21 protein-coding genes and 2 pseudogenes are annotated in these 22,005 nt (G+C 70.3%); 14 read left to right on the top strand and 9 right to left on the bottom strand.

The annotated features are described in order from the left end of the window. On the bottom strand, positions 1–392 hold a 392-nt coding region (locus JCR33_RS13860; RefSeq protein WP_198882676.1), incomplete at its 3' end, for an iron-sulfur cluster assembly protein. Between the two features lie 90 nt (positions 393–482). On the opposite strand from JCR33_RS13860, the gene mobA reads away from it, so the two are divergent. The 4 genes and pseudogenes from mobA (at position 483) to JCR33_RS13840 (ending at position 3,398) form a co-directional block, all read left to right on the top strand. Then, the gene (gene mobA / locus JCR33_RS13855) at positions 483–1,109 is read left to right on the top strand and encodes a molybdenum cofactor guanylyltransferase (RefSeq protein ID WP_198882675.1); all 627 of its coding nucleotides are present in this window, start codon (positions 483–485) and stop codon (positions 1,107–1,109) included. A gap of 133 nt (positions 1,110–1,242) precedes the next feature. After that, positions 1,243–2,019: an NAD kinase gene (locus JCR33_RS13850; RefSeq protein WP_198882674.1), complete on the top strand. Its 777-nt coding sequence runs from the start codon at positions 1,243–1,245 to the stop codon at positions 2,017–2,019. 57 nt (positions 2,020–2,076) lie between these two features. After that, positions 2,077–2,547, top strand: a pseudogene (locus JCR33_RS13845) (MaoC family dehydratase); the annotation flags it as partial. After that, positions 2,547–3,398: an HpcH/HpaI aldolase/citrate lyase family protein gene (locus tag JCR33_RS13840; protein WP_198882672.1), complete on the top strand. Its 852-nt coding sequence runs from the start codon at positions 2,547–2,549 to the stop codon at positions 3,396–3,398. The pseudogene JCR33_RS13845 and the gene JCR33_RS13840, both read left to right, overlap by 1 nt. A gap of 83 nt (positions 3,399–3,481) precedes the next feature. Here the strand turns inward: JCR33_RS13840 and ndk are convergent, their stop codons facing one another. Then, positions 3,482–3,904, bottom strand: a complete 423-nt coding sequence (gene ndk / locus JCR33_RS13835) for a nucleoside-diphosphate kinase (protein WP_198882671.1) — start codon at positions 3,902–3,904, stop codon at positions 3,482–3,484. Positions 3,905–4,039: 135 nt separating this feature from the next. On the opposite strand from ndk, the gene JCR33_RS13830 reads away from it, so the two are divergent. Together JCR33_RS13830 and JCR33_RS13825 are read left to right on the top strand one after the other, a co-directional pair. After that, on the top strand, positions 4,040–4,537 hold the full coding sequence (locus tag JCR33_RS13830) for a DinB family protein (protein ID WP_198882694.1): 498 nt from the start codon (positions 4,040–4,042) through the stop codon (positions 4,535–4,537). Between the two features lie 60 nt (positions 4,538–4,597). Beyond that, positions 4,598–6,493 (top strand): ABC-F family ATP-binding cassette domain-containing protein, encoded by a 1,896-nt coding sequence (locus JCR33_RS13825; protein ID WP_198882670.1) that lies wholly within the window; start codon positions 4,598–4,600, stop codon positions 6,491–6,493. Between the two features lie 21 nt (positions 6,494–6,514). Here JCR33_RS13825 and JCR33_RS13820 read toward each other — a convergent pair whose 3' ends face one another. From JCR33_RS13820 to JCR33_RS13795, 6 genes and pseudogenes are all read right to left on the bottom strand, one after another. After that, the gene (locus JCR33_RS13820) at positions 6,515–7,489 is read right to left on the bottom strand and encodes an ABC transporter permease (RefSeq protein WP_198882669.1); all 975 of its coding nucleotides are present in this window, start codon (positions 7,487–7,489) and stop codon (positions 6,515–6,517) included. Beyond that, positions 7,482–8,591 carry an ABC transporter permease gene (locus JCR33_RS13815; protein ID WP_198882668.1) on the bottom strand — a complete coding sequence of 370 codons (1,110 nt, stop codon included), beginning with the start codon at positions 8,589–8,591 and terminating at the stop codon, positions 7,482–7,484. The genes JCR33_RS13820 and JCR33_RS13815 overlap by 8 nt, the downstream gene beginning before the upstream one ends. Positions 8,592–8,677: 86 nt before the next feature. Beyond that, a pseudogene (locus tag JCR33_RS13810) lies at positions 8,678–10,189 on the bottom strand (ABC transporter ATP-binding protein); the annotation flags it as partial. A gap of 43 nt (positions 10,190–10,232) precedes the next feature. Further along, positions 10,233–11,240, bottom strand: coding sequence for a BMP family lipoprotein (locus JCR33_RS13805; RefSeq protein ID WP_211110283.1), 1,008 nt, complete (start codon positions 11,238–11,240; stop codon positions 10,233–10,235). An 83-nt stretch (positions 11,241–11,323) separates the two neighbouring features. Beyond that, the gene (locus JCR33_RS13800) at positions 11,324–12,166 is read right to left on the bottom strand and encodes an isopenicillin N synthase family dioxygenase (RefSeq protein WP_198882665.1); all 843 of its coding nucleotides are present in this window, start codon (positions 12,164–12,166) and stop codon (positions 11,324–11,326) included. Positions 12,167–12,250: 84 nt separating this feature from the next. Next, positions 12,251–13,402 (bottom strand): M24 family metallopeptidase, encoded by a 1,152-nt coding sequence (locus tag JCR33_RS13795; RefSeq protein WP_269751189.1) that lies wholly within the window; start codon positions 13,400–13,402, stop codon positions 12,251–12,253. Between the two features lie 141 nt (positions 13,403–13,543). On the opposite strand from JCR33_RS13795, the gene JCR33_RS13790 reads away from it, so the two are divergent. Together JCR33_RS13790 and JCR33_RS13785 are read left to right on the top strand one after the other, a co-directional pair. After that, positions 13,544–13,750: a hypothetical protein gene (locus JCR33_RS13790; RefSeq protein WP_198882663.1), complete on the top strand. Its 207-nt coding sequence runs from the start codon at positions 13,544–13,546 to the stop codon at positions 13,748–13,750. Beyond that, on the top strand, positions 13,747–15,129 hold the full coding sequence (locus tag JCR33_RS13785; protein ID WP_198882662.1) for an amidase: 1,383 nt from the start codon (positions 13,747–13,749) through the stop codon (positions 15,127–15,129). The genes JCR33_RS13790 and JCR33_RS13785 overlap by 4 nt, the downstream gene beginning before the upstream one ends. A 2-nt stretch (positions 15,130–15,131) precedes the next feature. On the opposite strand, the gene JCR33_RS13780 is transcribed toward JCR33_RS13785, so the two are convergent. Beyond that, positions 15,132–15,833, bottom strand: a complete 702-nt coding sequence (locus JCR33_RS13780; protein WP_198882661.1) for an SDR family oxidoreductase — start codon at positions 15,831–15,833, stop codon at positions 15,132–15,134. A 173-nt stretch (positions 15,834–16,006) separates the two neighbouring features. On the opposite strand from JCR33_RS13780, the gene JCR33_RS13775 reads away from it, so the two are divergent. The 6 genes from JCR33_RS13775 to JCR33_RS13750 all read left to right on the top strand — a co-directional run bounded on the left by JCR33_RS13775 (position 16,007) and on the right by JCR33_RS13750 (position 21,998). Continuing rightward, positions 16,007–16,990, top strand: coding sequence for a Bug family tripartite tricarboxylate transporter substrate binding protein (locus JCR33_RS13775; RefSeq protein WP_198882660.1), 984 nt, complete (start codon positions 16,007–16,009; stop codon positions 16,988–16,990). Positions 16,991–17,042: 52 nt separating this feature from the next. Next, positions 17,043–17,474 carry a tripartite tricarboxylate transporter TctB family protein gene (locus JCR33_RS13770; protein WP_198882659.1) on the top strand — a complete coding sequence of 144 codons (432 nt, stop codon included), beginning with the start codon at positions 17,043–17,045 and terminating at the stop codon, positions 17,472–17,474. A 112-nt stretch (positions 17,475–17,586) separates the two neighbouring features. Continuing rightward, positions 17,587–19,125 carry a tripartite tricarboxylate transporter permease gene (locus JCR33_RS13765; protein ID WP_198882658.1) on the top strand — a complete coding sequence of 513 codons (1,539 nt, stop codon included), beginning with the start codon at positions 17,587–17,589 and terminating at the stop codon, positions 19,123–19,125. A 75-nt stretch (positions 19,126–19,200) separates the two neighbouring features. Then, positions 19,201–20,154: a LysR family transcriptional regulator gene (locus JCR33_RS13760; protein ID WP_198882657.1), complete on the top strand. Its 954-nt coding sequence runs from the start codon at positions 19,201–19,203 to the stop codon at positions 20,152–20,154. Between the two features lie 96 nt (positions 20,155–20,250). Continuing rightward, positions 20,251–21,279: an ABC transporter substrate-binding protein gene (locus JCR33_RS13755; protein ID WP_198882656.1), complete on the top strand. Its 1,029-nt coding sequence runs from the start codon at positions 20,251–20,253 to the stop codon at positions 21,277–21,279. Beyond that, positions 21,276–21,998 carry an isochorismatase family protein gene (locus JCR33_RS13750; protein ID WP_198882655.1) on the top strand — a complete coding sequence of 241 codons (723 nt, stop codon included), beginning with the start codon at positions 21,276–21,278 and terminating at the stop codon, positions 21,996–21,998. The genes JCR33_RS13755 and JCR33_RS13750 overlap by 4 nt, the downstream gene beginning before the upstream one ends. Positions 21,999–22,005 lie beyond the last annotated feature (7 nt).

The following is a 22,005-nucleotide window of genomic DNA, read 5'->3' as shown; positions in this document are numbered from 1 at the left end:
TCCGTGCCGGCGGGGCGCTGCGGCGCAGGCCGCGGGCTCGGCCGCGCTGGAATGTCGCGGCGGCCGAAGCGCCCCGCGAGGCGCCGCGCCCGCGCGGCGATGCCGCTGTCGGCCCCCCCGCGCGGCATCGCCCCGTCCATCGCCGGCATGTCCTCGTCGGCCACCACCGCGGCGAGCACCCTGTCGACGCCCGCAAGCGCGGCGACGCGCTCCTCGGCGCGCTGGCTCACCGGCTCCATCGCCGCCTCCTCGCCGGCGCCTGCCGCCAGCGCAAAGCCCACGCGGGCACCGTCGATCACCAGCGAGCGGACGCGGCCGGCGGTGACGATGTCCTGCCCGTCCGGCCCCTCCACCTCGGACAGCGCCTCCAGCACCTCCTCGCGACTGACCATCCTTGTCGTGTCCCCCTTGCCGGCCCATGGTGTGATCGGCGCGAGCCTGATCCATAAGGGGTTCTCCAGCAAGGGCCGACGGAGAGAGCGATGCCGCCCACGATCATCGACGCGGCGATCTACGCCGGCGGCGACGGCAGCCGCATCGGCGGAGGCAAGCCGCTGCGGCTGCTCGCCGGCCGGCCGCTCCTCGCGCGCGTCGTCGACCGCCTCGGCACACAGGCGGCGACGCTCGGCATTGTCGCCCGCACCACGGCCGAGGCCGAGGCGCTGATCGCCGCCCTCGCCCCCCACCTCGCCGCCCCGGTCGCCGCCCGCCTCGTGCCGTGGGCCGACCGGCCGGGCCTCGCCGGCCCGGTGGCGGCGCTCCTCGGTGCCGCCGACGCGACGCGCGCCGATCACCTCCTCACCGCCCCGACCGACACGCCGTTCCTGCCCGCCGATCTCGCGACCCGGCTTCGCGCCGCGCTCGCCGACGCGGCCCCGCCCCAGGACGGCGCGGCGATCGCGGTCGACCGGCGCCTCAACCCGACCGTCGGCCTCTTTCGCGTGGAGCGGCTGCGGCGTCTCCCGTCGGGGTGGAGCCTGATCGACACCCTCACCCCGCTCGACCCCCGCCACGTCGCCTTCAGCGAGGACGAGCTTCTCAACATCAACACCGCAGACGATCTCGCCGCCGCCGAGGCCCGCCTCGCCGCACTCGCGCCCGGCCATTGACCCGAAGCGCCCCGACGCGCCGGACCGTCGACGCACCATGCCGTTGACGTGCCGCCTCAGAAGGCGATGATGCCGCCCTCCCCCTCAGCCGACGCCCCATGATCTCCTTGTCCTCTCCCGCCCGGTCCCGCGCATGAGCCGCCAACCCTACGAGCGCTTCGCCTTCATGGCCGCCGACACCCCCGAGGCGAAGGCCGCGGCCGAGCTCCTCGGCAAACGCTACGGGAGCTGCGATCCGGACGATGCCGACGTGATCGTCGCCCTCGGCGGCGACGGGCTGATGCTGTCCTGCCTCCATCGCTTCATGTCGACCGGCAAGCCCACCTTCGGGATGAACCGCGGCTCGGTGGGCTTCCTGATGAACGAGTTCGCCGTCGACGATTTGCCCGAGCGCGTCGCCTGCGCCGACATCACCATGATCCGCCCGCTCCGCATGGAGGCGGTGGACGTCGACGGCGAGGCCTTCGAGGCGCGGGCGATCAACGAGGTGTCGCTGCTGCGCCAAACGCACCAGGCCGCCAAGCTCGCGATCCACATCGATGGGCGCCCGCGGCTGCGCGAGCTCGTGTGCGACGGCATCCTGCTCGCGACCCCCGCCGGCTCGACCGCCTACAACCTCTCCGCCCACGGGCCGATCCTGCCGATCAACGCCCAGCTCCTGGCGCTGACGCCGATCTCCGCCTTCCGCCCGCGGCGCTGGCGGGGCGCGCTGCTCCCCTCCCACGTCACCGTCTCCATCGAGACGCTGGAGCGCCACAAGCGGCCCGTCGCGGCCGCCGCCGACCACGTCGAGATCCGCTCCGTCGCCCGCGTCGACATCCGCGAGGACCGCACCGCCTCCTGCATCATCATGTTCGACCCCGACCACTCGTGGGACGAGCGCATCCTCGCCGAGCAGTTCACCTACTGAGGGTCGCCTTCCCTCCCCGCGCGGGCGCGACTAGGCTCGCGCCAAACGAGGGAGGCGCCGATGCCGGGACTGTTCTACGAGGACTTCGAGGTGGGCCGCGTCTACCGCCACGAGCTGTCGCGCACCATCACCGAGATGGACAACATGCTGTTCTCCAACATGACGCTGAACCCGCAGCCGCTGCACATCAACCGCCACTTCGCCGAGACGGAGACCGAGTGGGGGCAGCCGCTCGTCAACTCCATCTTCACGCTCGGCCTCCTCATCGGCATCGCCGTCAACGACCTCACCATGGGCACCACCGTCGGCAATCTCGGCATGAAGGAGACGCGCTTTCCCCACCCCGTCTTCCACGGCGACACGATCTACGCGTCGACGAAGATCCTTGCGAAGCGCGAATCGCGCTCCCGCGGCGACGTGGGCCTTGTGGAGCTCGAACACACGGCGGAAAACCAGCACGGCGTCGTGGTGGCCGTGACCACCCGCACCGCCATGATGAAGAAGCGCAACCCCACGGTGGAAGTCTGATGCGGTCCCTCCTGTTCGTTCCGGGCGATTCGGAGCGAAAGCTCGCCAAGGCGTTCGATTCGGGCGCCGACGTCGTGATCCTCGACCTCGAAGACGCGGTGGACATCTCGCGCAAGGCGGTCGCCCGCGCCATGGTGCGCGACGTCCTGCCCGACGCGCCCGCCACCATCGCGGTGCGCGTCAACTCCTTCGCGAGCGGCCTGCTTGAGGACGACCTCAGCGCGGTGATGCCCGGCCGCCCGGCCTACATCATGCTGCCGAAGTCGGAATCGGGTGCCGACGTCACCCATCTGTCGCAGCTCCTGTCGGTGGAGGAAGCCCACGCCGACACCATCGAGGGCTCGACCAAGATCATCGCCATCGCCACCGAGACGGCGAGCGCCCTCTTCGGCCTCGGCACCTATCGCGGCGCGAGCAGCCGCCTCGCCGCGATGACGTGGGGCTCGGAGGATCTGTCGACCTCGCTCGGCGCCGCCCGCTCGCGCGACGCCGACGGCGTCCTCACCGGACCGTTCCAGACGGCACGCACCCTGTGCCTTGCCGGCGCCGTCTCCGCCGGCGTCACGCCGATCGATTCGGTGTGGGTCGACTTCCGCGACGACGCGGGCCTCAAGGCCGAGGCGGACGCGGCCGCCCTCGACGGCTTCCTCGGCAAGCTCGCGATCCACCCGGCGCAGGTGCCGGTGATCAACGAGGCCTTCACCCCGACGGCCGAGGCGCTCGCCCACGCCCGCCGGATCGTCGACGCCTTCGCCAGCAACCCGGGCGCGGGCGTCGTCTCGATCGACGGCAAGATGGTGGACAAACCCCACCTCACCCTCGCCGAGCGCCTCCTCGCCCGCGCCGGCTAGGGAGCACGCCCCGGTGCCTCGGCGTGCGCCGGTTCGCCGGGGCGTGCGCCGGTTCGCCGGGGCGACGCCGGAGATCCTCGGCGTCAGCCGACGATCTCGACCCCGCTGAACCAGAAGGCGATTTCTTCCTTGGCGGTCTCTGGCGCGTCGGAGCCGTGCACGGCATTCTCGCCGATCGACTGGGCGAAGTCGGCGCGGATCGTGCCGGGCGCCGCTTCGGCGGGATTGGTCGCCCCCATCACCTCACGGTTCTTGGCGATGGCGTCCTCGCCCTCGAGCACCTGCACCACCGTGGGGCCGGACGACATGAACGCGGTCAGCTCGCCGTAGAAGGGGCGCTCGCGGTGGACGGCGTAGAAGGCCTCGGCCTGCGCCTTCGACATGTAAACGCGCTTGGAGGCGACGACGCGCAGCCCCGCGCTCTCGAGACGATCGACGATCTTGCCGGTGAGGTTGCGCTTGGTCGCGTCCGGCTTGATCATCGAGAAGGTGCGTTCGATCGCCATGATAGTCTCCGTGCCTGCCGCGCGCGCGGCGTCTATGAAAAAGGCCGCGTGCGCGGCGGGTCGGGTGCCGCATCCGCGGCGTCGGCTCGCTATAGGCTGACGATCGGCCCACCCGCAACCGTGGATCGTTTCATGATGAAGCCTCATTTTCAGACCTTCGCGCGCTACAACGCGTGGGCGAACCGTCGCCTCTACGACGCCGCCGCCGCCCTATCCGACGACGACTACCGGGCCGACTGCGGCGCCTTCTTCCACTCGGTGCACGGCACCCTCAATCACCTCGTCACCGCCGACCTCATCTGGATGAAGCGGGTGACGGGCGAGGGCGAGGCGCCGAGCCGGCTCGACGCCATCGTGGCGGAGGAGTTCGCGACGCTGCGGCCGATGCGCGAGGCGCTCGACGCGCGCATCGTCGCCACCGTCGACGGCAAGAGCGAGGCGGATCTCGCCGGCACCATCACCTTCCGCCGGGCGACGACGCCGGAGGTGTTCACCCAGCCGCTCGCCCCGGTCCTCGCTCACTTCTTCAACCACCAGACCCACCACCGCGGCCAGGTGCACGCGATGCTGACCCGCCTCGTCGGCGAGGCACCGGAGCTCGATCTCCTCTACTATCTGCGCGAGGTCGGCTGACCCGCCGAGGCGCGCCGCTCGCCTCTTGCGCGGCGCGCCTCACCGGCCCCATAAGCCGGCATGCTGAAGATCCGCAACCTCACCTACCGCATCAACGGGCGCACCCTCATCGAGGGGGCGGACGCCACCGTGCCGGACGGGGCGAAGGTGGGGCTCGTCGGCCGCAACGGCTGCGGCAAGACCACCCTCTTCAACATCATCTGCGGCAAGCTCGCCGCCGAATCGGGCGATATCGAGATCTCCGACGGCCAGCGCCTCGGCCGCGTGACGCAGGAGGCGCCGGGCACGGAGGCGAGCCTGATCGCCACCGTCCTCGCCGCCGATACCGAGCGCACCGCCCTCCTCGCCGAGGCGGAGACCGCGACCGACCCGCACCGGATCGGCGAGATCCACACCCGCCTCGCCGACATCGACGCCTACTCGGCGCAGGCTCGGGCCGCCTCGATCCTCGCCGGCCTCGGTTTCGACGACGCCGCCCAGCAGCGCCCCTGCTCCTCCTATTCCGGCGGCTGGCGGATGCGGGTGGCGCTCGCGGCGGTGCTCTTCCTCGAGCCCGACCTCCTCCTCCTCGACGAGCCCACCAACTATCTCGACCTCGAAGGCACGGTGTGGCTCGAGACCTATCTCGCCCGCTACCCGCACACGGTGGTGGTGATCAGTCACGACCGCGACCTCCTCGACACCGTCGCGCGGCAGATCATCCACGTCGACAACGGCAAGCTCGTCACCTATCGCGGCAACTATTCGGAGTTCGAGCGGCTGCGGCGGGAGAAGGCGGAGCTTGCCCAGAAGCGCGCCGTCAAGCAGGCCGAGGAGCGGGCGCACCTCCAGGCCTTCGTCGACCGCTTCCGCGCCAAGGCCTCCAAGGCGCGCCAGGCCCAGAGCCGCATCAAGAAGCTCGAGAAGATGGCCTTCATCGAGCCCGTCCTCGACGAGACGATGCCGCCGATCCGCATCCCCGCCCCCAAGCGCACGCTGTCGCCGCCGATCATCGCGGTGGAGCGCGGGGTGATCGGCTACGGCGACACGCCGGTGCTGCGCCGCCTCAACCTGCGGATCGACGACGACGACCGCATCGCCCTCCTCGGCGCCAACGGTAACGGCAAGTCGACCCTCGCCAAGCTCCTCGCCGGCCGCCTGCCGCTGATGGAAGGCACGACCACGCGGGCCGATCGCATGGAGATCGCCTACTTCGCCCAGCACCAGCTCGACGAATTGCGGCCGGCCGAGAGCCCGTTCGACCACGTCCGCGCGCGCCTGCGCTACGAGGGCGAGGCGGAGGTGCGTGCCAAGGTCGCCCAGATGGGGCTCGCCGGCGAGCGGATGGACACGCCCGCGCGGGACCTTTCGGGCGGCGAGCGGGCGAAGCTCCTCCTCGGCCTCGCCACCATGAACGGGGCGAACCTCCTGATCCTCGACGAGCCCACCAACCACCTCGACATCGACAGCCGCGCCGCTCTCATCGACGCGATCAACAGCTACGAGGGGGCGGTGATCCTGATCAGCCACGACCGCTATCTGGTGGAGGCTTGCGTCGACCGGTTGTGGCTCGTGGGCGAGGGCACGGTGAAGCCGTTCGACGACGACATGGAGGCCTACCGGGCGCTGATCATCGGCAACGCGCGCAAGTCGCGCAGCGAGGCGGCGGAGAAGCCGGCGGAGCGGATGAGCGCGCAGGACCGTCGCCGCGAGGCGGCCGAGGCGCGCGCCGCCCTCGCCCCGCTGAAGAAGAAGATGCAGGCCGCCGAGCGCGCCATCGCCAAGGCCGAGGCGGAGATCGAAAAGCGCGACGCCCTCCTCGCCGACCCGAGCCTCTACACCAAGGACCCCGCCAAGGCGGCCGCGATCAGCCAGGAGCGAGCCCGCTGGGTGGAGGCGCGCGAGAGCGCCGAGGAAGAGTGGATGACGCACGCGGAGGCTTACGAGGCCGCCGAGGCCGAGACCGCCCTGTCCTGACGCCTCCTTCCGGCTCCCGCCTCAGCGGTCCTTGACGTAGGGCACGCTGAGCGCGCGCGGAGGGATCGCCCGACCGAAGAAGCCCGCGAGAAGCACCACCGTCAGCACGTAGGGGGCGAGAAGCACCACGTCGACGGGGATCGCCCCGACGAGGGGGAGCGACACACCGGAGAGGCGCGAGGCGGAGCTTTCCAGAACGCCGAACAGGAGGCAGGCGAAGAGCGTCGGCACCGGCCGCCACTTGCCGAAGATCAAAGCTGCGAGGGCGATGTAGCCCTTGCCCGCGCTCATCTCGCGCACGAAGCCGCCGCCGTGGGCGATCGAGAGATAGGCCCCACCCATGCCGCACAGGAGGCCGGCGATCAGCACCGCCCGGTAGCGCAGCCACGCCACCGAATAGCCGGCGCTGTCGACGGCTTCGGGCGCCTCCCCCACCGCCCGCAGCCGCAGCCCGAACGAGGTGGCGAAGAGCACCACCACCGCCAGCGGCACCGACAGGAGGGCGACGTAGACGAGGAGGTTCTGGCCGCTGATGAGGTCGGCGTAGATCGGGCCGAGGATGGGCACGCCGCGCAGCGCGTCGGCGAAGGGCAGCGTGATCGGCAGGAAGCGTTCCTCGCGCGAGAGCGGCGGCGACTGGCCACCCTGGGAGAAGATCGCGATGCCCATCACCACCGTGAGGCCGGAGGCGAGGATGTTGATCGCCACCCCCGACACGATCTGGTCGCCGCGGTGGGTGATGCAGGCGAAGGCGTGGACGAGCGCCATCGCCATGCCGGCGAGGATGCCGGCGAGAAGGCCGAGCCAGGGGCTGCCGGTGAGGCTCGCCACGGCGGCGGCGGCGAAGGCGCCCATCAGGAGCTTGCCTTCGAGGCCGATGTCGACCACCCCCGCCCGCTCCGAGAAGAGGCCCGCCATCGCGCACAGGATGAGCGGCGTCGAAAGGCGCAGCGTGCTCGCGAGGATCTGCGCGATGTCGACGATCACCTCATGCATGAACGGCGCGGCGCCCCCGGCGCGACAGGAGGCGGGAGAGCGGCGCCTCGAACATATAGGCGAGCGCGCCCGAGAAGAGGATGATCAGCCCCTGGATGACGAGCACCATCTCCCGATCGATGGTGCGGAACTCGAAGGAGAGCTCGGCCCCGCCCTGGTAGAGGGCGCCGAAGAGGAGGCTCGCCATGACGATGCCCACCGGATGGCCCCGCCCCATCAGCGCCACCGCGATGCCGGTGAAGCCGTAGCCGGCGGTGAAGTTGAGGACGAGCTTTTCCTGGGCGCCCAGCACGTCGTTGATCGCCATCATGCCGGCGAGGGCGCCGGAGATCATCATCGCGATCACGATGGTGCGAGGCACGGCGACGCCGGCATAGCGGGCGGCGGGCTCGCTCTCGCCGAGCGTGCGCAGGCGGTAGCCGAAGGGCGTGCGCCAGACGAGCACCCACACCCCGACCGCCGCTACGAGGGCGAAGAGGAGCGACAGGTTGAGCGGCGAGGAGGCCGCGTCGAAGCCCATGGCGCGCAGGATCTCGTGGACCTTCGGCAGCGTCGCGCCTTCGGCGATGTTGCGCGTCTGCGGCGTCGACTGGCCGGGGCGGATGAGCGGTCCGGTCAACAGCGACACGAGCACGCCCGCCGCGATGAAGTTGAACATGATGGTGGTGATGACGACGTGGCTGCCCCGCGTCGCCTGCAGAAAGCCCGGCAGGAACGCCCACCCCGCGCCGAAGAGCGCCGCCGCCGCGATCGCGATGGGGATCACCAGGACGCCCGGAAGATAGGGGTCGAGCGCGAGGCAGACGAGGGCGATGCCGAGCCCGCCGATCGCCGCCTGCCCCTCCCCGCCGATGTTGAAGAGGCGGGCGTGATAGGCGACCGCCACCGCGAGCCCCGTGAAGATGAAGTTCGTCGCGTAGTAGAGCGTGTAGCCGAGGCTGCCGGGATAGACGAAGGCCCCCTCGATCATCACCAGGAAGGCGCGCCACGGATTTTCGCCGATGATCGCCACCACCGCGCCCGCGACCAGGAAGGCGAGGACGAGGTTGATCGCCGGGATCACCACCACATCGGCCCAGCGGGGCAGCGGGGCCGCGCTCAACGCTCGTCTCCGGCGGCGTGGCCCATGCCGGCGTGACCCATGCCGGCGCGACCCATGGCGGCGCGGTCCGAGTTCGCCGCCCGGTCGACGCCCGCCATCATCAGCCCCACGCTCTGCCGGTCGGCATCCGCGGCGTCGAGGATGCCGACGATGCGGCCGGCGTTCATCGCCATCACCCGGTCGGAGAGGGCGAGGATCTCGTCGAGCTCCACCGAGACGAGGAGGATCGCGCAGCCCTTGTCGCGCAGCGCGAGGAGCTCGCGGTGGATGAACTCGATGGCGCCGATGTCGACCCCCCGCGTGGGCTGGCCGACGAGGAGGACGGTGGGCGCCGCGCCGTGCTCGCGGGCGAGCACCAGCTTCTGCTGATTGCCGCCGGAAAAGCCCGCCGCGCGCAGCCGCGGGTCGGGCGGACGCACGTCGAAGCGCCGCATCAGCCCGTCGCAGCGCTCGCGCATGCGGCGCTTCTCGAGGAGCCAGCGCCGCGCCCCCCGGGCGAAGCGGAGATAGCCGAGCACCGCATTCTCGAGCATCTGGAAGGCCATGACGAGACCCTCCCGGCGTCGATCCTCCGGCACGTGGGCGAGGCCGAGGCGGCGCATCAGGTGCGGATCGGCGGGCGCTGCGGCGCTCACCGTGCGCCCGGCGAAGGCGAAGCTGCCGCCACTCGGCGGCGTCAGCCCGGCGAGCACGGCGAGAAGCTCCGACTGGCCGTTTCCCGCGACACCCGCGACGCCGACGATCTCGCCGGCGCGCAGGTCGAAGGAGATGGCGTGGAGCCTCCCCTTGCCCGTCTCGTCCTCGGCGGAGAGATCGCGCACCGCGAGCGCGACCTCGCCGGCGGCGCGGCTGCGGGTGTTCGTCACGAGCTCCACGCTGCGCCCCACCATCAGCTCGGCAAGGCTCGCCCGATCGGTGTCCGCAGTGGCGGTGTGGGCGACCATCCTGCCGCGCCGCATCACCGACACCGTGTCGGTGATCGCCATGATCTCGCGCAGCTTGTGGGTGATGAGGAGGATCGTCACCCCCTTCGACTTCAGCACCTTGAGGCTTTCGAACAGGCGGTCGGTCTCGTCGGGGGTGAGGACGCCGGTCGGCTCGTCGAGGATCAGGATGCGGCCGCCGCCGATCAGCGCCTTGATAATCTCCACCCGCTGCTGCAGGCCGACGGGCAGCCGCTCCACCACCATGTCGGGATCGACGGAGAGGCCGTAGTCCTCCTCGATGCGGGCGAGGCGCTCGCGCACGTCGGCCCGGCTTTCGGCGAGAAAGGGGGCCTTGGCGAGGCCCAGCATGAGATTTTCGAGGACGGTGAAATTGGGCACCAGCATGAAGTGCTGATGCACCATGCCGATGCCGAGGGCGATGGCGTCGGCGCTGGTCGCAAGCTTCACCGGCTTGCCGAAGAGGGCGATCTCTCCCGAATCGGCCGTGTAGTGGCCGGAGAGGATCGATACCAGCGTCGACTTGCCCGCCCCGTTCTCACCGATGATGCCGTGGATCGCCCCGGCCGCGACGGTGAGGTCGACCGCGTCGTTCGCCTGCACCGCGCCGAAACGCTTGGAGATCGCGGTGAGGCGGACGGCGGGGGGCGTCATCGCGCCGCCTCTCGATGCCGCCGCGGCAGATGCATCGGGCGGCTCAGAACGGGCAGCTCTGGTCGTCTTCGTAGTTGTGGACCTCGATCTCGCCGGCGATGATCTTGGCCTTCGCCCCGTCCACGGCGGCGCGGATCTCCTGCGTCATGAGCGCCGCATTCTCCTCGTTCGCCACCAGATCGACGCCCTCCTCGGCGAGGCCGAGGCTCACGATGCCGGAGGTGAACTCGTCGTTCTTGCCGTCCATCAGCGTGTCGTAGGCGGCGTTGTCGACGCGCTTCAGCATCGATGTCAGCACCGAGCCGGGCGCCACGTCGTTCTGGTCGCTGTCGACGCCGATGGCGAGCTTGCCGGCATCGGCGACGGCGCGGATCACGCCGAGGCCGGTGCCACCCGCGGCGTGGTAGACGACGTCCGCGCCGCGATCGATCTGGCTGCGGGCGAGCTCGGCGCCCTTCGTCGGGTCGTTCCAGGCGGCGGGGGTGGTGCCGGTCATGTTCTCGATCACCGTGGCGTCGGGATCGGTCGCCTTGACGCCCTGGACGTAGCCGCAGGCGAACTTGCGGATCAGCGGCACGTCCATGCCGCCGACGAAGCCGACGGTGCCCGTCTCGCTCGCCATCGCCGCGGCGACGCCGGCGAGGTAGCTGCCCTGATGCTCCTCGAAGCGGTACTGGCGCAGATTGGGTTGATCGAGCCAGTAGACGTCGATGATGGCGAACTTCTTGTCGGGATATTCCTGCGCCACCTTGTCGATGGCGTCGGCCTGGGAGAAGCCCACGCCGAGCACCAGCGTCGCCCCGCGCTGGGCCATGCGGGTGATCGCCTGCTCGCGCTGCGTCTCGTTGGTGACCTCGAACTCCATCACCTCGATGCCGGTCTCGTCGGAGAAGCGCTTGACGCCGTTCCACACGCCTTCGTTGAACGACTTGTCGAACTTGCCGCCCATGTCGAACACCACGGCGGGCTTGAAGTCCTGGGCCGCTGCGGGCGCAACGGCGACGGCCGTCAGAAGTGCACCGGCGAGACCCGCGATCCGCGTCAGTTCCATCACCATCTCCGTTGTGCGCGCCTGCGCATTTTTCGAATCTATTGAAAGCTCCGGCGGTGGTCCACCGCAAGTGGGCCCGCGGCTCACCCCGCGAGGCCGATCTCGCGCAGCCGCTCCTGCAGATACTCGTTCGCCGTCTTCTCCACGCTGAGGCGGACCTCGGGGCGCGGATGGATGAACATCGGCATCGAGAAGCGCGCCCCGCCCTGCCCGTCCTCCGGGTTGACCACGCGGTGGGTCGTCGAGGGGTAGTAGCCGCCCGAGGCGAGCTCCAGCATGTCCCCCGTGTTGACGGCGATCATGCCGCGGTCGCAGGGCACGGCATGCCAGTTGCCGTCGCGGTCCTGCGCCTCGAGGCCGGGGGCGGAGCCGGCGACGAGCAGCGTGATGAGGTTGATGTCCTCGTGGGCGGCGGCGCGCGTCGCGCCGGGCTCGGGCGGCGCCCCGGTCTGCGGCGGATAGTGGAGGATGCGCAGCATCGACATCGCGCTGCCGCGCAGCATGGCGGGCAGCGGCTCGCTGAACCGCGCCCGGATCTCGGGCGGGGTATTGTCCTCGACCCACTCGAGCAGCGTGATGCCGAGGACGACGAGATCCTCGTAGAGGCCGCGCGTCGTCGCCTCGACGCTGTCGGGCAGGTGCGTCGCCGGGTAGACCTGGAAGAACTCCTTGAGGTCCTTGGCCGGCGCGCCCTTGGCGTTCTCGGAGCGGAACGGATAGTAGCCGTCCGGCGCGGGCGGGCGAACCTTGAAGCTCTCCTTGTCGGGCGAGGCGAAGAAGCGGCCCCACTCGGCATAGGCCGCGTCGATCCGCTCCGGGGTGATGGGGTGGTCGGCGAGCACGGCAAAGCCCGTCTCGCGCAGCGAGCGGGCGAAGGCCGCCGGCGCATCGGGGTCCCGAAAGCTCACGGCTTTGATCTCGAACATCTCTCGCCACTCCTCAGCGATGCGGGAACGACGGGAAACCTAGAACGCGCCGCCCGAGCAGGGAAGGTCGCCTCGCCGCGACCCTCACGCGCCGGGCCAATGGCGCGTGGGCAGCGGCGTCAGCGTCTCGCAGCCGGTGTCGGTCACCACGATCATGTCCTCGATGCAGACCGAGCCGACGTGCGGCGGGATGATCATCGGCTCGACGAAGAAGGTCATGCCGGCGGTCAGCGTGGTGGGGCGCGCCGCGTCGAAGCGCGGCGCCTCCACGAGGTCGAGGCCGTAGCTGTGGCAAATGGAATAGTCGTCTGCCTCGAAGCCCCGCTCGGCGATCACCTCGCGCACGGCGGCCACCACGTCGACGTCGCGCACGCCGGGCCGCGTCGCGGCCTTACCCGCGGCGAGCGCCGCGTCGCAGGCGTCGAGCATGTCGGCAAGGCGCGGGTCCACCCTCCCCACCACCACGTTGCGCGACATGTCGGACTGGTAGCCGGCGAGCTTGAGGCCGAGATCGATGACCACGAGCTCGCCCGGCGCGACGAACCGGTCGGGGCGCGGCGCGACATTCTTGAGCGCGCCGCGCGGGCCGGTCGCGACGTAGCAGCCGAAGGCCATCAGCTCCGCCCCGGCGGCGATGGCGGAGCGGTGCGCCTCGGCGGCGATCTCGGACTCCGACACCCCCTCCCGCACCGCGGCGACGGCCGCCCCCATCGCTTCGGCGGTGATCGCGCCGAGACGGCGCAGCACGGCGATCTCGGCCGGCGACTTCACCCGGCGCAGCGGCGCGACGAGATCCTGCGCCGGCGAGAAGCGCAGGCCGCCGAGCGCCGTCAGCGCCCGGTAGATGCCGAGCGGCAGATGATCCGGATCGTGGAGGCCGACGCGCCGCGATGTCCACGCCGCGAGCACCTCCCCCGCCGTCGCCGCGAAGGCCTCGGCCGCGCCGCTCGCGAGGCAGCGCACGGTCTCGAGCCAGGCGGTCTGGATATTGGAGTGCATCGGCTCGCCGTGGGCGATGGCGCTCGTGATCAGCGCCACCTCGCCGTCGTCCCGCACGAGGGTCAGCGAGTCTCCCGTGAAGGTTGAGGCGTGGGCGAAGCCCGTCAGGTAGCGCGTGTTGGAGCAATCCCCGCCGCGCTCGAAGATCAACAGCGCGTCGAGTCCATCCTCGCGCATCTCGGCCGCCAATTCGCGACAACGACGGGCGTATTCATCCGCCGAAAAATCGAGCTCCATCACCTTCTGACGGGATTGAAAGTCAAAAGGTGTCCGAGCCCGGACGTCGAACATTTGGGGGCTCCAGCCAAACTGGTGACAGATCATTGTATTTCAGGGAGATTTAACTTAAGCCAAACGGCGTAAGAGGGAGTGTTCATCATGCCCGCTGCTAGCAACAGCGATGCCAACCCGAGGATTGCGGCGCGTGCTGCCGCCGCCGTCGCCCACGGCGCCCCCGCCGAGCGCGGTCCCGCCATCGCCGACGCGGTGCTGCCGGTGGTTGAGGCGCTGCCGCGTGGAGAGGCGCTCCCGTTCGGCGCCGAGCCCGCCGATCTCGTCGCAACGCTGCGGGCGGCGCGGCGGTGAACCCTCTCTGCCTCGACATTCCCGAGGCGCTTGCGGCGCTCCGTGCCGGATCGCTCACCCCCGCGGCGCTCCTCGAGGCGGCGCTGGAGCGCATCGGACGGCTCGACGGGGCCATCAACGCCTTCGTGCGGCTTGACGACGCAGCGGCCCGAGCGCGGGCCCAGGCACCCGCCGCCGGACCGCTCGCCGGCCTCCCTCTTGCGCACAAGGACATGTTCCTGCGCGCCGGCATGGTCTCCACCTTCGGCTCGCGCGGCTTCGCGCACACCGTCGCCACCACCACGGCGACCGTGCTCGCCCGGCTCGATGCCGCCGGCGCCCTCGACCTCGGCACGCTGCACATGGCCGAGCTCGCCCATTCGAGCACCGGCCACAACGCCTTCCTAGGCCCCGTCCACAATCCCTGGCACACCGATCACATCGTCGGCGGGTCGTCCTCGGGTCCGGCGGCGGCGGTGGCGGCGCGCATGGTGTTCGCCGCCCTCGGCTCCGATACCGGCGGCTCGATCCGCATGCCCGCCCACTTCACGGGCATCACCGGCCTCAAGCCCACGCAGGGGCTCGTGAGCCGCGCCGGCACCATGCCGCTCTCCTTCAGCCTCGACACCATCGGCCCGATGGCCCGTAGCGCCGCCGCCGTCGCCGCCGTGCTGCAGGAGATCGCCGGCCCCGACCCGCGCGACCCCACCGCCGAAGACCACCCCTTGCCCGACTACGCCGCGGCCGTTGACGCGCCCGTCGACGGCCGCGTGATCGGCGTGCCTGAACGCTTCTATCTCGACGATCTGAGCCCCGGCGTCGCCGCCGCTCTCGAGGCGGCGATCACCGGCTTCGAGCGGCTCGGCGTCGCCGTGCGGCGGGTGCGCCTTCCCGATCAGGCTCCCCTTTCGGCCGGCCAGCTCGTGCTCGTCGCGAGCGAGGCGCTGAGCCAGCATCGCGACAAGATCCTCGCCGAGCCCGACGGCTTCGAGCCGCAGATCCGCAACCGCCTCCTCAACGGCTTCGGCTACAGCGCGCAGGACTATCTGGCGGCCGCACGCGGGCGTGGCGCCGCCCTTGCCGCCCACCTCGCCGCGACGGAGGAGGTCGACGCCGTCCTCACCCCCGTCGTCGCCTTCGAGGCGCCGAGGCTCGAGGACACCGACGTCGGCGGCGGACCACTCGCCGAGGCGCTGATCCGGCGCATGAGCCGGCTGATGCGGCCGGCCAACTATCTCGGCGTTCCCGCCCTCGCCTTCCCGGCGGGCTTCGGCGCGGGCGGGCTGCCCGTGGGCCTCCAGCTCGTCGGCCGCCCGTTCGACGAGATGGCCCTCCTCGCCCTCGTCGGCGCCTTCCAGCGGGCGAGCGAGCACCACCTCGCCGCCCCGCCCATCGGTTAGGCTCAGACCGAGCGCGTCAGGCCGCCGTCGATGCGGATGTTCTGGCCCGTCACATAGGCGGCGACGTCGCTCGCGAGATAGGCGATCAGCGCCGACACCTCCTCGGTGGTGCCGTAGCGGCCCATCGGGATGCGCGCGCGGCGGTCCTCCTTCTCCGGCAGGCTGTCGATGAAGCCCGGCAGCACGTTGTTCATGCGCACATTCTGCGCGGCGAACTTGTCGGCGAAGAGCTTGGTGAAGGCGGCGAGCCCGGCGCGGAACACGCCGGAGGTTGGAAACAGCGGATCGGGCTCGAACACGGCGAAGGTGGAAATGTTGATGATCGCGCCGCCGCCCGCCTCCGCCATCAGCGGCGCGACGAGGCGCGTCGGACGGATCACGTTCATCAGGTAGACGTCGAGCCCCGTGTGCCAGTCCTCGTCGGCGATGGCGAGGATGTCACCCTTCGGGCCATGGCCGGCGGAGTTCACCAGAACGTCGATCCGCCCGTAGCGCTCCATCGCCCCCGACACCAGGCGCGTCAGATCCTCGGCCGACTGGTTGGAGCCCGTCACCCCGAAGCCGCCCAGCTCCTCGGCGAGCCTCTCTCCCTTGCCGGAGGAGGAGAGGATCGCGACGCGGCATCCGTCCGCCGCGAGGCGTCGCGCCGCTCCCGCCCCCATGCCGCTGCCTCCCGCAGTGATGAGCGCCACCTTCTGAGACATGCTGTCCTCCCTGCCGTTGCACCCTGCGCTGATAGCCCTGCCACGCCTTCGACCGCCAGCCCCGGACCGGCGGATCTTATCGATACCGCCTCGCCCCCTTGCCTCGGCGCCGCTTCCCGCCGAATGTCACGGGAAACACTGACACGCCGGACATCAACCGGCAGGGAGGATCCATGCTCAAGACGCTTCTGCGCTCGGCGGCGATTGCCGCCGGCGTCGGCCTCGCCGCCCCCGCCATCGCCCAGGAGGCGCCCGCCAATCCGCAATGCATCGCGCCCGCCAACCCCGGCGGCGGCTGGGACTTCACCTGCCGCCAGGTGGGCAAGACGCTGCAGGATCTCGGTATCATCCCCACCACCATGCAGGTCACCAACCTGTCGGGCGGCGGCGGCGGCGTCGCCTACGCCGAGGTGGTCAACAAGCGCGACAGCGACGACAACCTCATCGTCGCCGCCTCGTCGGCCACCACCACCCGCCTCGCCCAGGGTGCCTTCCCCGGCAACACCGCCGACCAGGTCCGCTGGGTCGCCACCATCGGCGCCGACTACGGCATCATCGGCGTCTCCGGCTCGTCCGACATCTCCTCGCTGGCCGAGCTCTTCGAGAAGGTGAAGGCCGACCCGCGCTCCATCGCCTTCGCCGGCGGCTCCGCGGTCGGCGGATGGGACCATCTGAAGGTGCTGCTCGCCGCCCAGAAGGTGGGCATCGAGGACGTGCGCACCATCAAGTACGTCGCCTTCGCCGGCGGCGGCGAGGCGATGACGCAGCTCCTCGCCGGCTCGGTCCAGGCCTTCACCGGCGACATTTCCGAGGCGAAGGGCTTCGTGGAGTCGGGCGACCTCAAGGTGCTCGCCGTGCTCGCCCCCGAGCGCCTCGAGGGATGGGCCGCCGACTTCCCCACCGCCAAGGAGGAGGGGATCGACGTGGTGGGCGCCAACTGGCGCGGCTTCTACGCCCCGGGCAAGATGTCCGACAGCGCCTACGACTTTTGGGTCGGCGCCATCACCAAGATGTACGCCACCGACGCGTGGCAGTCGGTGATGGAGGCGAACGGCCTCGCCAAGCTCAACCTCAGCGGTGCCGCCTTCAAGGACTTCGTCGAGAAGAATGTCGACGAGATCCAGGCGCTGTCGCGCCAGATCGGCATCATCCGCTAGCCCGTCGGGAGAGGCGGCCCGGCCGCCTCCCCCACCACCCGGAGGCATCCCCTTGAGCGACCGAATTCTCGGGCTCGTCGGCCTCGTCGTCGCCGCCCTCTATGTCTGGCAGGCCACGCTCATCGAGGAGAGCTTCATCACCGACGTCGTCGGGCCGAAGACGTTTCCGATCATCCTCGCGATCCTGATGGCGGCGACGAGCCTCTATTTCATCCTGCGGCCCGACAAGGGACCGGAATGGCCGACGGGAGCGCGCCTCTTCGAGCTCCTGATGGCGATCGCCGTGCTCGTCCTCTACGCCCTCTATCTGCCGCAGGTGGGCTTCGTCATCGCCACCGCCATCGCCGCCGGCTACCTCACCTGGCGGCTCGGCTCTCGCCCCCTCGCCTCGCTTCTCATCGGCATCGCGACGGCGCTCGGCATCTGGGTCGTGTTCAAGCTCATCCTCGGCCTGTCGCTCGCCGAAGGGCCGTTCGGCTTCTAGGGCCCGCCCCGCTCGAGTGACATCATTCGAGCGGGAAAACATACTCGCGTTCAACGAGATAGGGCATCCCCTCCGGGCTCGATAGGGCGCGGGATGCGCCAGGGAGACAGAGATGGACACCCTCGCCTCGCTCGCCGACGGCTTCGTCATCGCGCTGACCTTCGAGAACCTCGCCCTCGCCCTCATCGGCTGCGCCCTCGGCTCCATCATGGGAGCGCTGCCCGGCCTCGGCCCGGCGAACGGCGTCGCGATCCTGATCCCCCTCGCCTTCACCATGGGGCTCGCGCCCACCCCGGCACTGATCCTCCTCACCTCGGTCTACTATGGCTGCATGTACGGCGGGCGGATCTCCTCGATCCTTCTCAACATCCCCGGCGACGAGCCGGCCATGATGACCTGCCTCGACGGCCACCCGATGGCGAAGAAGGGGGAAGCCGGCCTCGCCCTCTCCCTGTCGGGCGTCGCCTCCTTCGTCGGCGCCTTCTTCGCCACCGTCGGCCTGGTGCTCCTCGCCCCGCAGCTCGTGCGGGTCGCTCTCCTGTTCGGCCCGGCGGAATATTTCGCGCTCTTCACCCTCGCCTTCGCGACGCTCGGCGGCATCGCCTCCACGAACCAGGCGAAGGCCGCCTTCGCCGCCGCCCTCGGGCTGATGATCGCCATGGTGGGCGTCGACACCCAGACCGGCGTGCCCCGCTTCACCCTCGGCGAGGTGCACCTTTATGACGGCATCGACTTCCTGGTGGTGATCGTCGGCCTCTTCGCCCTTTCGGAGGTGCTCGTCTTCCTGGAGGAGCGCCACGGCAAGGCTGACCTTCACGAGCCGCCCAAGATCGGCCGCGTGGTGCCCCCGCTCTCGATCCTCGCTCGCTGCACGCCGACGATGATCCGCGGCACGGTGCTCGGCTTCCTGTCGGGCGTCCTGCCGGGCGCGGGCGCCTCGCTCGGCTCCTTCATCTCCTATTCGCTGGAGAAGCGGCTCGTCGACCCGAAGGGCCGCACCTTCGGCAAGGGCGACCCGCGCGGCGTCGCGGCGCCCGAGGCGGGCAACAACGCCGCCGCCGGCGGGGCGCTGGTGCCGATGCTCGCGCTCGGCGTGCCGGGCTCGGGCACCACCGCGGTGCTCCTCGCCGTGCTCCTTGCAATGAACATCACCCCGGGCCCCCTCCTCTTCCAGCAGAACCCGGACGTCGTGTGGGGCCTCATCGCGGCGCTCTTCATCGGCAACTTCATGCTCCTCATCATGAACATCCCGATGGTGAGCCTCTTCGCCCGCGTTCTCCTCGTGCCGCCGCGCATCCTGATGCCGGTGGTGGCGATGATCTCCTTCGTCGGCGTCTACGGCATCTCCGGCTCGAGCTTCGACCTCATCGTGATGGTCGCCTTCGGCGTGCTCGGCTGGCTGCTGCGCAAGGTCGACGTGCCGCTCGTCCCGGTGGTGCTCGGCGTGCTCCTCGGCAACGAGATGGAAGTCAATCTGCGCCGCGCGATGACGATCTCGGACGGCGACTGGTCGACCCTCGTCGGCTCGCCGCTCGCGATCGGGCTCTGGACGGTCGCCTTCGTGGGCTTCGTGCTGCCGATCCTCTTCGGCCGCGTCCTCAAGCGGCGCATGCGGCGGCGGATGGACGAGGAAGGCGCCGTCATCGACTGAGCCGCGCGCCGAGCCCGGCGCCGCGGCCCACCATGTGGTGGCGCCGCGCCCGGCGACCTGCCACGGTGGCGCGCCATGTTCACCGCGCTGCGCTATTTCCACGAAACCGTCCGCGCCGGCTCCATCCGTCGGGCCGCCGAGGCGCTGCACGTCTCGCCGTCGTCCGTCAGCCGGCAGATCATGTCGCTGGAGCGCGAGTTCGACGTGCCGCTCCTGGAGCGTACCGGCCAGGGCGTGCGCCTCACCTCCGCCGGCGAGCTTCTCGCCCGCCACACCGACCGCACGTTCCGCGATCTCGGTCGGGTGCGCGGGTGGATCGACGATCTCAAGGGGCTGCGGCGCGGCCATGTGGTCGCCTACGTGATCGAGGGGATGGTGGCCGAGTTCGTACCCTCGATCCTCACCACCTTCCGCTCGCGCTATCCGGCGATCACCTTCAGCCTCGCGACCGCCGCCACCGACCGCCTGCTCGAGGCCCTGATCCGGGACGAGGCCGACATCGCCGTCGTCTACAATGCGCCGGAACGCTCCGACATCGTCACCGTGCTCGAATATGTCGAGCCGCTGCGCTGTCTGGTGCCGCCCGGCCACCCGCTCGCAGGCCATGCCGAGCTTACCGTGCGCGACCTCGTCGGCGAGCCGCTCGCGCTGCCCGATCCGACGTTCGGCCTGCGCCGCATGATCGACGCGGGCTTCCGCCGGCACAATTGCGTCCCGACCGTCGCCATCGACACCAACTCGCTCGAGCTCACCAAGCAGGCCGCGCTTTCGGGGATGGCGATCTCGTTCCGGCCGGCCGTCACCACTCTCACCGAAGCGGAGGCGGCGGCGATCACCGTCGTCCCCGTCCGTGCCGACGAGATCGCCCCGGGCCGCACCGCCCTCTGCGTCCACCGCGATCGGGAGCTGCCCTTCGCGGCGGCCGAGTTCCTGCGCCTGATGGTCTTGAAGTTCACCGAGCTCGCCGATCGAGGGGTGGGCGAGATCACCAGCCAAAGCGTTGCGTTTTCCGCAACGCATTGGCGATGAGAAAGCAATATCGCGCCACACGAGGGCTCGCTAACGTCGTGTCGATCGAGGCGTCCGGCGCAGATCCGGACCCGCCGTGCGGACAGGAGAGCTGAGATGACGAAGCGCGCGTGGCCGGCCATCGACCGGCGAACCTTCACCCTGGGTCTTTCGGCCGGTGCGGCCGCTGGCGCCTTCGGGGGCATCGGTCGCGCCGCCGCGGCGACACCGGCGACGATCTCCGAGGCGATCCACCTCGGCTTCTACATCCCGATCTACGTGGCGAAGGCGAAGGGCTTCTTCGCCGAGCAGGGCATCGACATGACGATCCGCTCCGCCGGCGGCATCGCCCAGCCCGTGCCCGCCCTCCTCTCCGGCTCGGCGGAGTTCGCGGTGACGGCCCCCGCGATGTCGGTCAACGCCACCGTCGAGGGGGCGCAGATGATCAACATCGCCAAGATCGTCGGCCACATCTCGGTGTGGGTCGTCGCCAAGCCCGGCACCACCTTTGAGAGCGTCGACGACTTCAAGGGCAAGCGCATCGCGACGCTGAAATATCCCTCCAACACCATCACCACTCCGACCTACGCGATGAAGGAGCTCGGCGGCTTCGATCCGGAGGCCGAGGGGGCGACCTTCCTCCAGCTTCCCTTCGGCGCGCAGATCCAGGCGGTCGCCGACGGCCGGGCCGACATCGCCTGCGTCTTCGAGTGGGACGCCTCGATCGCGGAGACGAAGTTCGGCCTCGAGACGGTCTTCGCCATCGGCGGCGCGGTGGGTCCCGCGGTCTTCACCTCGAGCTTCGTGACCGAGACCTTCCGCGACGAAAACCCCGAGATGTGCCAGAACTACGTCAACGCGATCGCGCAGGCGCAGGCCTTGCTGCACCAGGATCCGGAGGTCTTCACCGAGGTGAGCGCGGCGGAGTTCCCGCAGATCGACGCCGCCGTGATCGAGGCGGCCAAGGCGCGCTTCTTCGGCGACGCTCCGGTGGTGCCCACCGCCCCGACGATCTCCAAGGCCGAATGGGACACGATGATGAACCACGAACTCGTCGCCGGCACGCTGCGCAAGTCGCTGCCCTATGAGCAGATGGTCGACAACTCCTTCGCCGAGAAGGCGGCCGCGGAGTACGCCGCGAAATGACCGTCGCGCCGACGCTTCCGCGGGAGCCCGTCGTGCGCACCCTGCGCGCGCGGCCGGAGGATCTCTCGCTCGACCTCGCGGCCACCGCCGTGATCGTGGTCGACATGCAGAACGCCTACCTGTCGAAGGGCGGCTACATCGATCTCGCGGGCTTCAGCCACGAGGGCGCCGAGGCTTCCGTCAAGGCGACGGCGCCGGTGCTCCAGGCGGCCCGCGCGGCGGGCGTCACCATCGTCTATCTGCAGAACGGGTGGGATGCCGGCTACCGCGAGGCGGGCGGCGCGCTCTCGCCCAACCAGTACAAGTCCAACGCGCTGAAGCTGATACGAAAGCGCCCCGAGCTCAACGGGACGCTGCTCGCCAAGGGTGGCTGGGACTATGCGCTGCGCGAGGAGATCGCCCCCAAGGAGGGCGACCTCGTGGTGCCGAAGCCGCGCTATTCCGGCTTCTACAATACCGCGCTCGACTCGATCCTGCGCTCGCGCGGCATCCGCAACCTGATCTTCGTCGGCGTCGCCACCAACGTCTGCGTCGAGACGACGATCCGCGACGCGTTCGCGCTCGAATATTTCGCGGTGCTCGTGAAGGATTGCTGTCACCATGCCGGCCCGCCGATGGTGCAGGAGGCGACGGTGTACAACGTGGAGACCTTCTTCGGCTGGTCGGCCACCAGCGAGGACCTTCGCGAGACGCTCGCCATCAACACGCCCGCCAGCTGAGGAGAAG

This window comes from Acuticoccus mangrovi (assembly GCF_016411865.1).
In the GTDB taxonomy this organism is placed as follows: Bacteria; Pseudomonadota; Alphaproteobacteria; order Rhizobiales; family Amorphaceae; genus Acuticoccus; species Acuticoccus mangrovi.
Note: the sequence above shows the minus strand (reverse complement) of the source record. Positions and strands in the feature narration are given on the sequence as shown.

Coding starts and splice junctions, on each gene's coding strand:
- mobA (WP_198882675.1), top strand. CDS start 483: ATGCCGCCCACGATCATCGACGCGGCGATCTACGCCGGCGGCGACGGC.
- JCR33_RS13850 (WP_198882674.1), top strand. CDS start 1,243: ATGAGCCGCCAACCCTACGAGCGCTTCGCCTTCATGGCCGCCGACACC.
- JCR33_RS13840 (WP_198882672.1), top strand. CDS start 2,547: ATGCGGTCCCTCCTGTTCGTTCCGGGCGATTCGGAGCGAAAGCTCGCC.
- ndk (WP_198882671.1), bottom strand. CDS start 3,904: ATGGCGATCGAACGCACCTTCTCGATGATCAAGCCGGACGCGACCAAG.
- JCR33_RS13830 (WP_198882694.1), top strand. CDS start 4,040: ATGAAGCCTCATTTTCAGACCTTCGCGCGCTACAACGCGTGGGCGAAC.
- JCR33_RS13825 (WP_198882670.1), top strand. CDS start 4,598: ATGCTGAAGATCCGCAACCTCACCTACCGCATCAACGGGCGCACCCTC.
- JCR33_RS13820 (WP_198882669.1), bottom strand. CDS start 7,489: ATGCATGAGGTGATCGTCGACATCGCGCAGATCCTCGCGAGCACGCTG.
- JCR33_RS13805 (WP_211110283.1), bottom strand. CDS start 11,240: ATGGAACTGACGCGGATCGCGGGTCTCGCCGGTGCACTTCTGACGGCC.
- JCR33_RS13800 (WP_198882665.1), bottom strand. CDS start 12,166: ATGTTCGAGATCAAAGCCGTGAGCTTTCGGGACCCCGATGCGCCGGCG.
- JCR33_RS13795 (WP_269751189.1), bottom strand. CDS start 13,402: ATGGAGCTCGATTTTTCGGCGGATGAATACGCCCGTCGTTGTCGCGAA.
- JCR33_RS13790 (WP_198882663.1), top strand. CDS start 13,544: ATGCCCGCTGCTAGCAACAGCGATGCCAACCCGAGGATTGCGGCGCGT.
- JCR33_RS13780 (WP_198882661.1), bottom strand. CDS start 15,833: ATGTCTCAGAAGGTGGCGCTCATCACTGCGGGAGGCAGCGGCATGGGG.
- JCR33_RS13775 (WP_198882660.1), top strand. CDS start 16,007: ATGCTCAAGACGCTTCTGCGCTCGGCGGCGATTGCCGCCGGCGTCGGC.
- JCR33_RS13765 (WP_198882658.1), top strand. CDS start 17,587: ATGGACACCCTCGCCTCGCTCGCCGACGGCTTCGTCATCGCGCTGACC.
- JCR33_RS13760 (WP_198882657.1), top strand. CDS start 19,201: ATGTTCACCGCGCTGCGCTATTTCCACGAAACCGTCCGCGCCGGCTCC.
- JCR33_RS13755 (WP_198882656.1), top strand. CDS start 20,251: ATGACGAAGCGCGCGTGGCCGGCCATCGACCGGCGAACCTTCACCCTG.
- JCR33_RS13750 (WP_198882655.1), top strand. CDS start 21,276: ATGACCGTCGCGCCGACGCTTCCGCGGGAGCCCGTCGTGCGCACCCTG.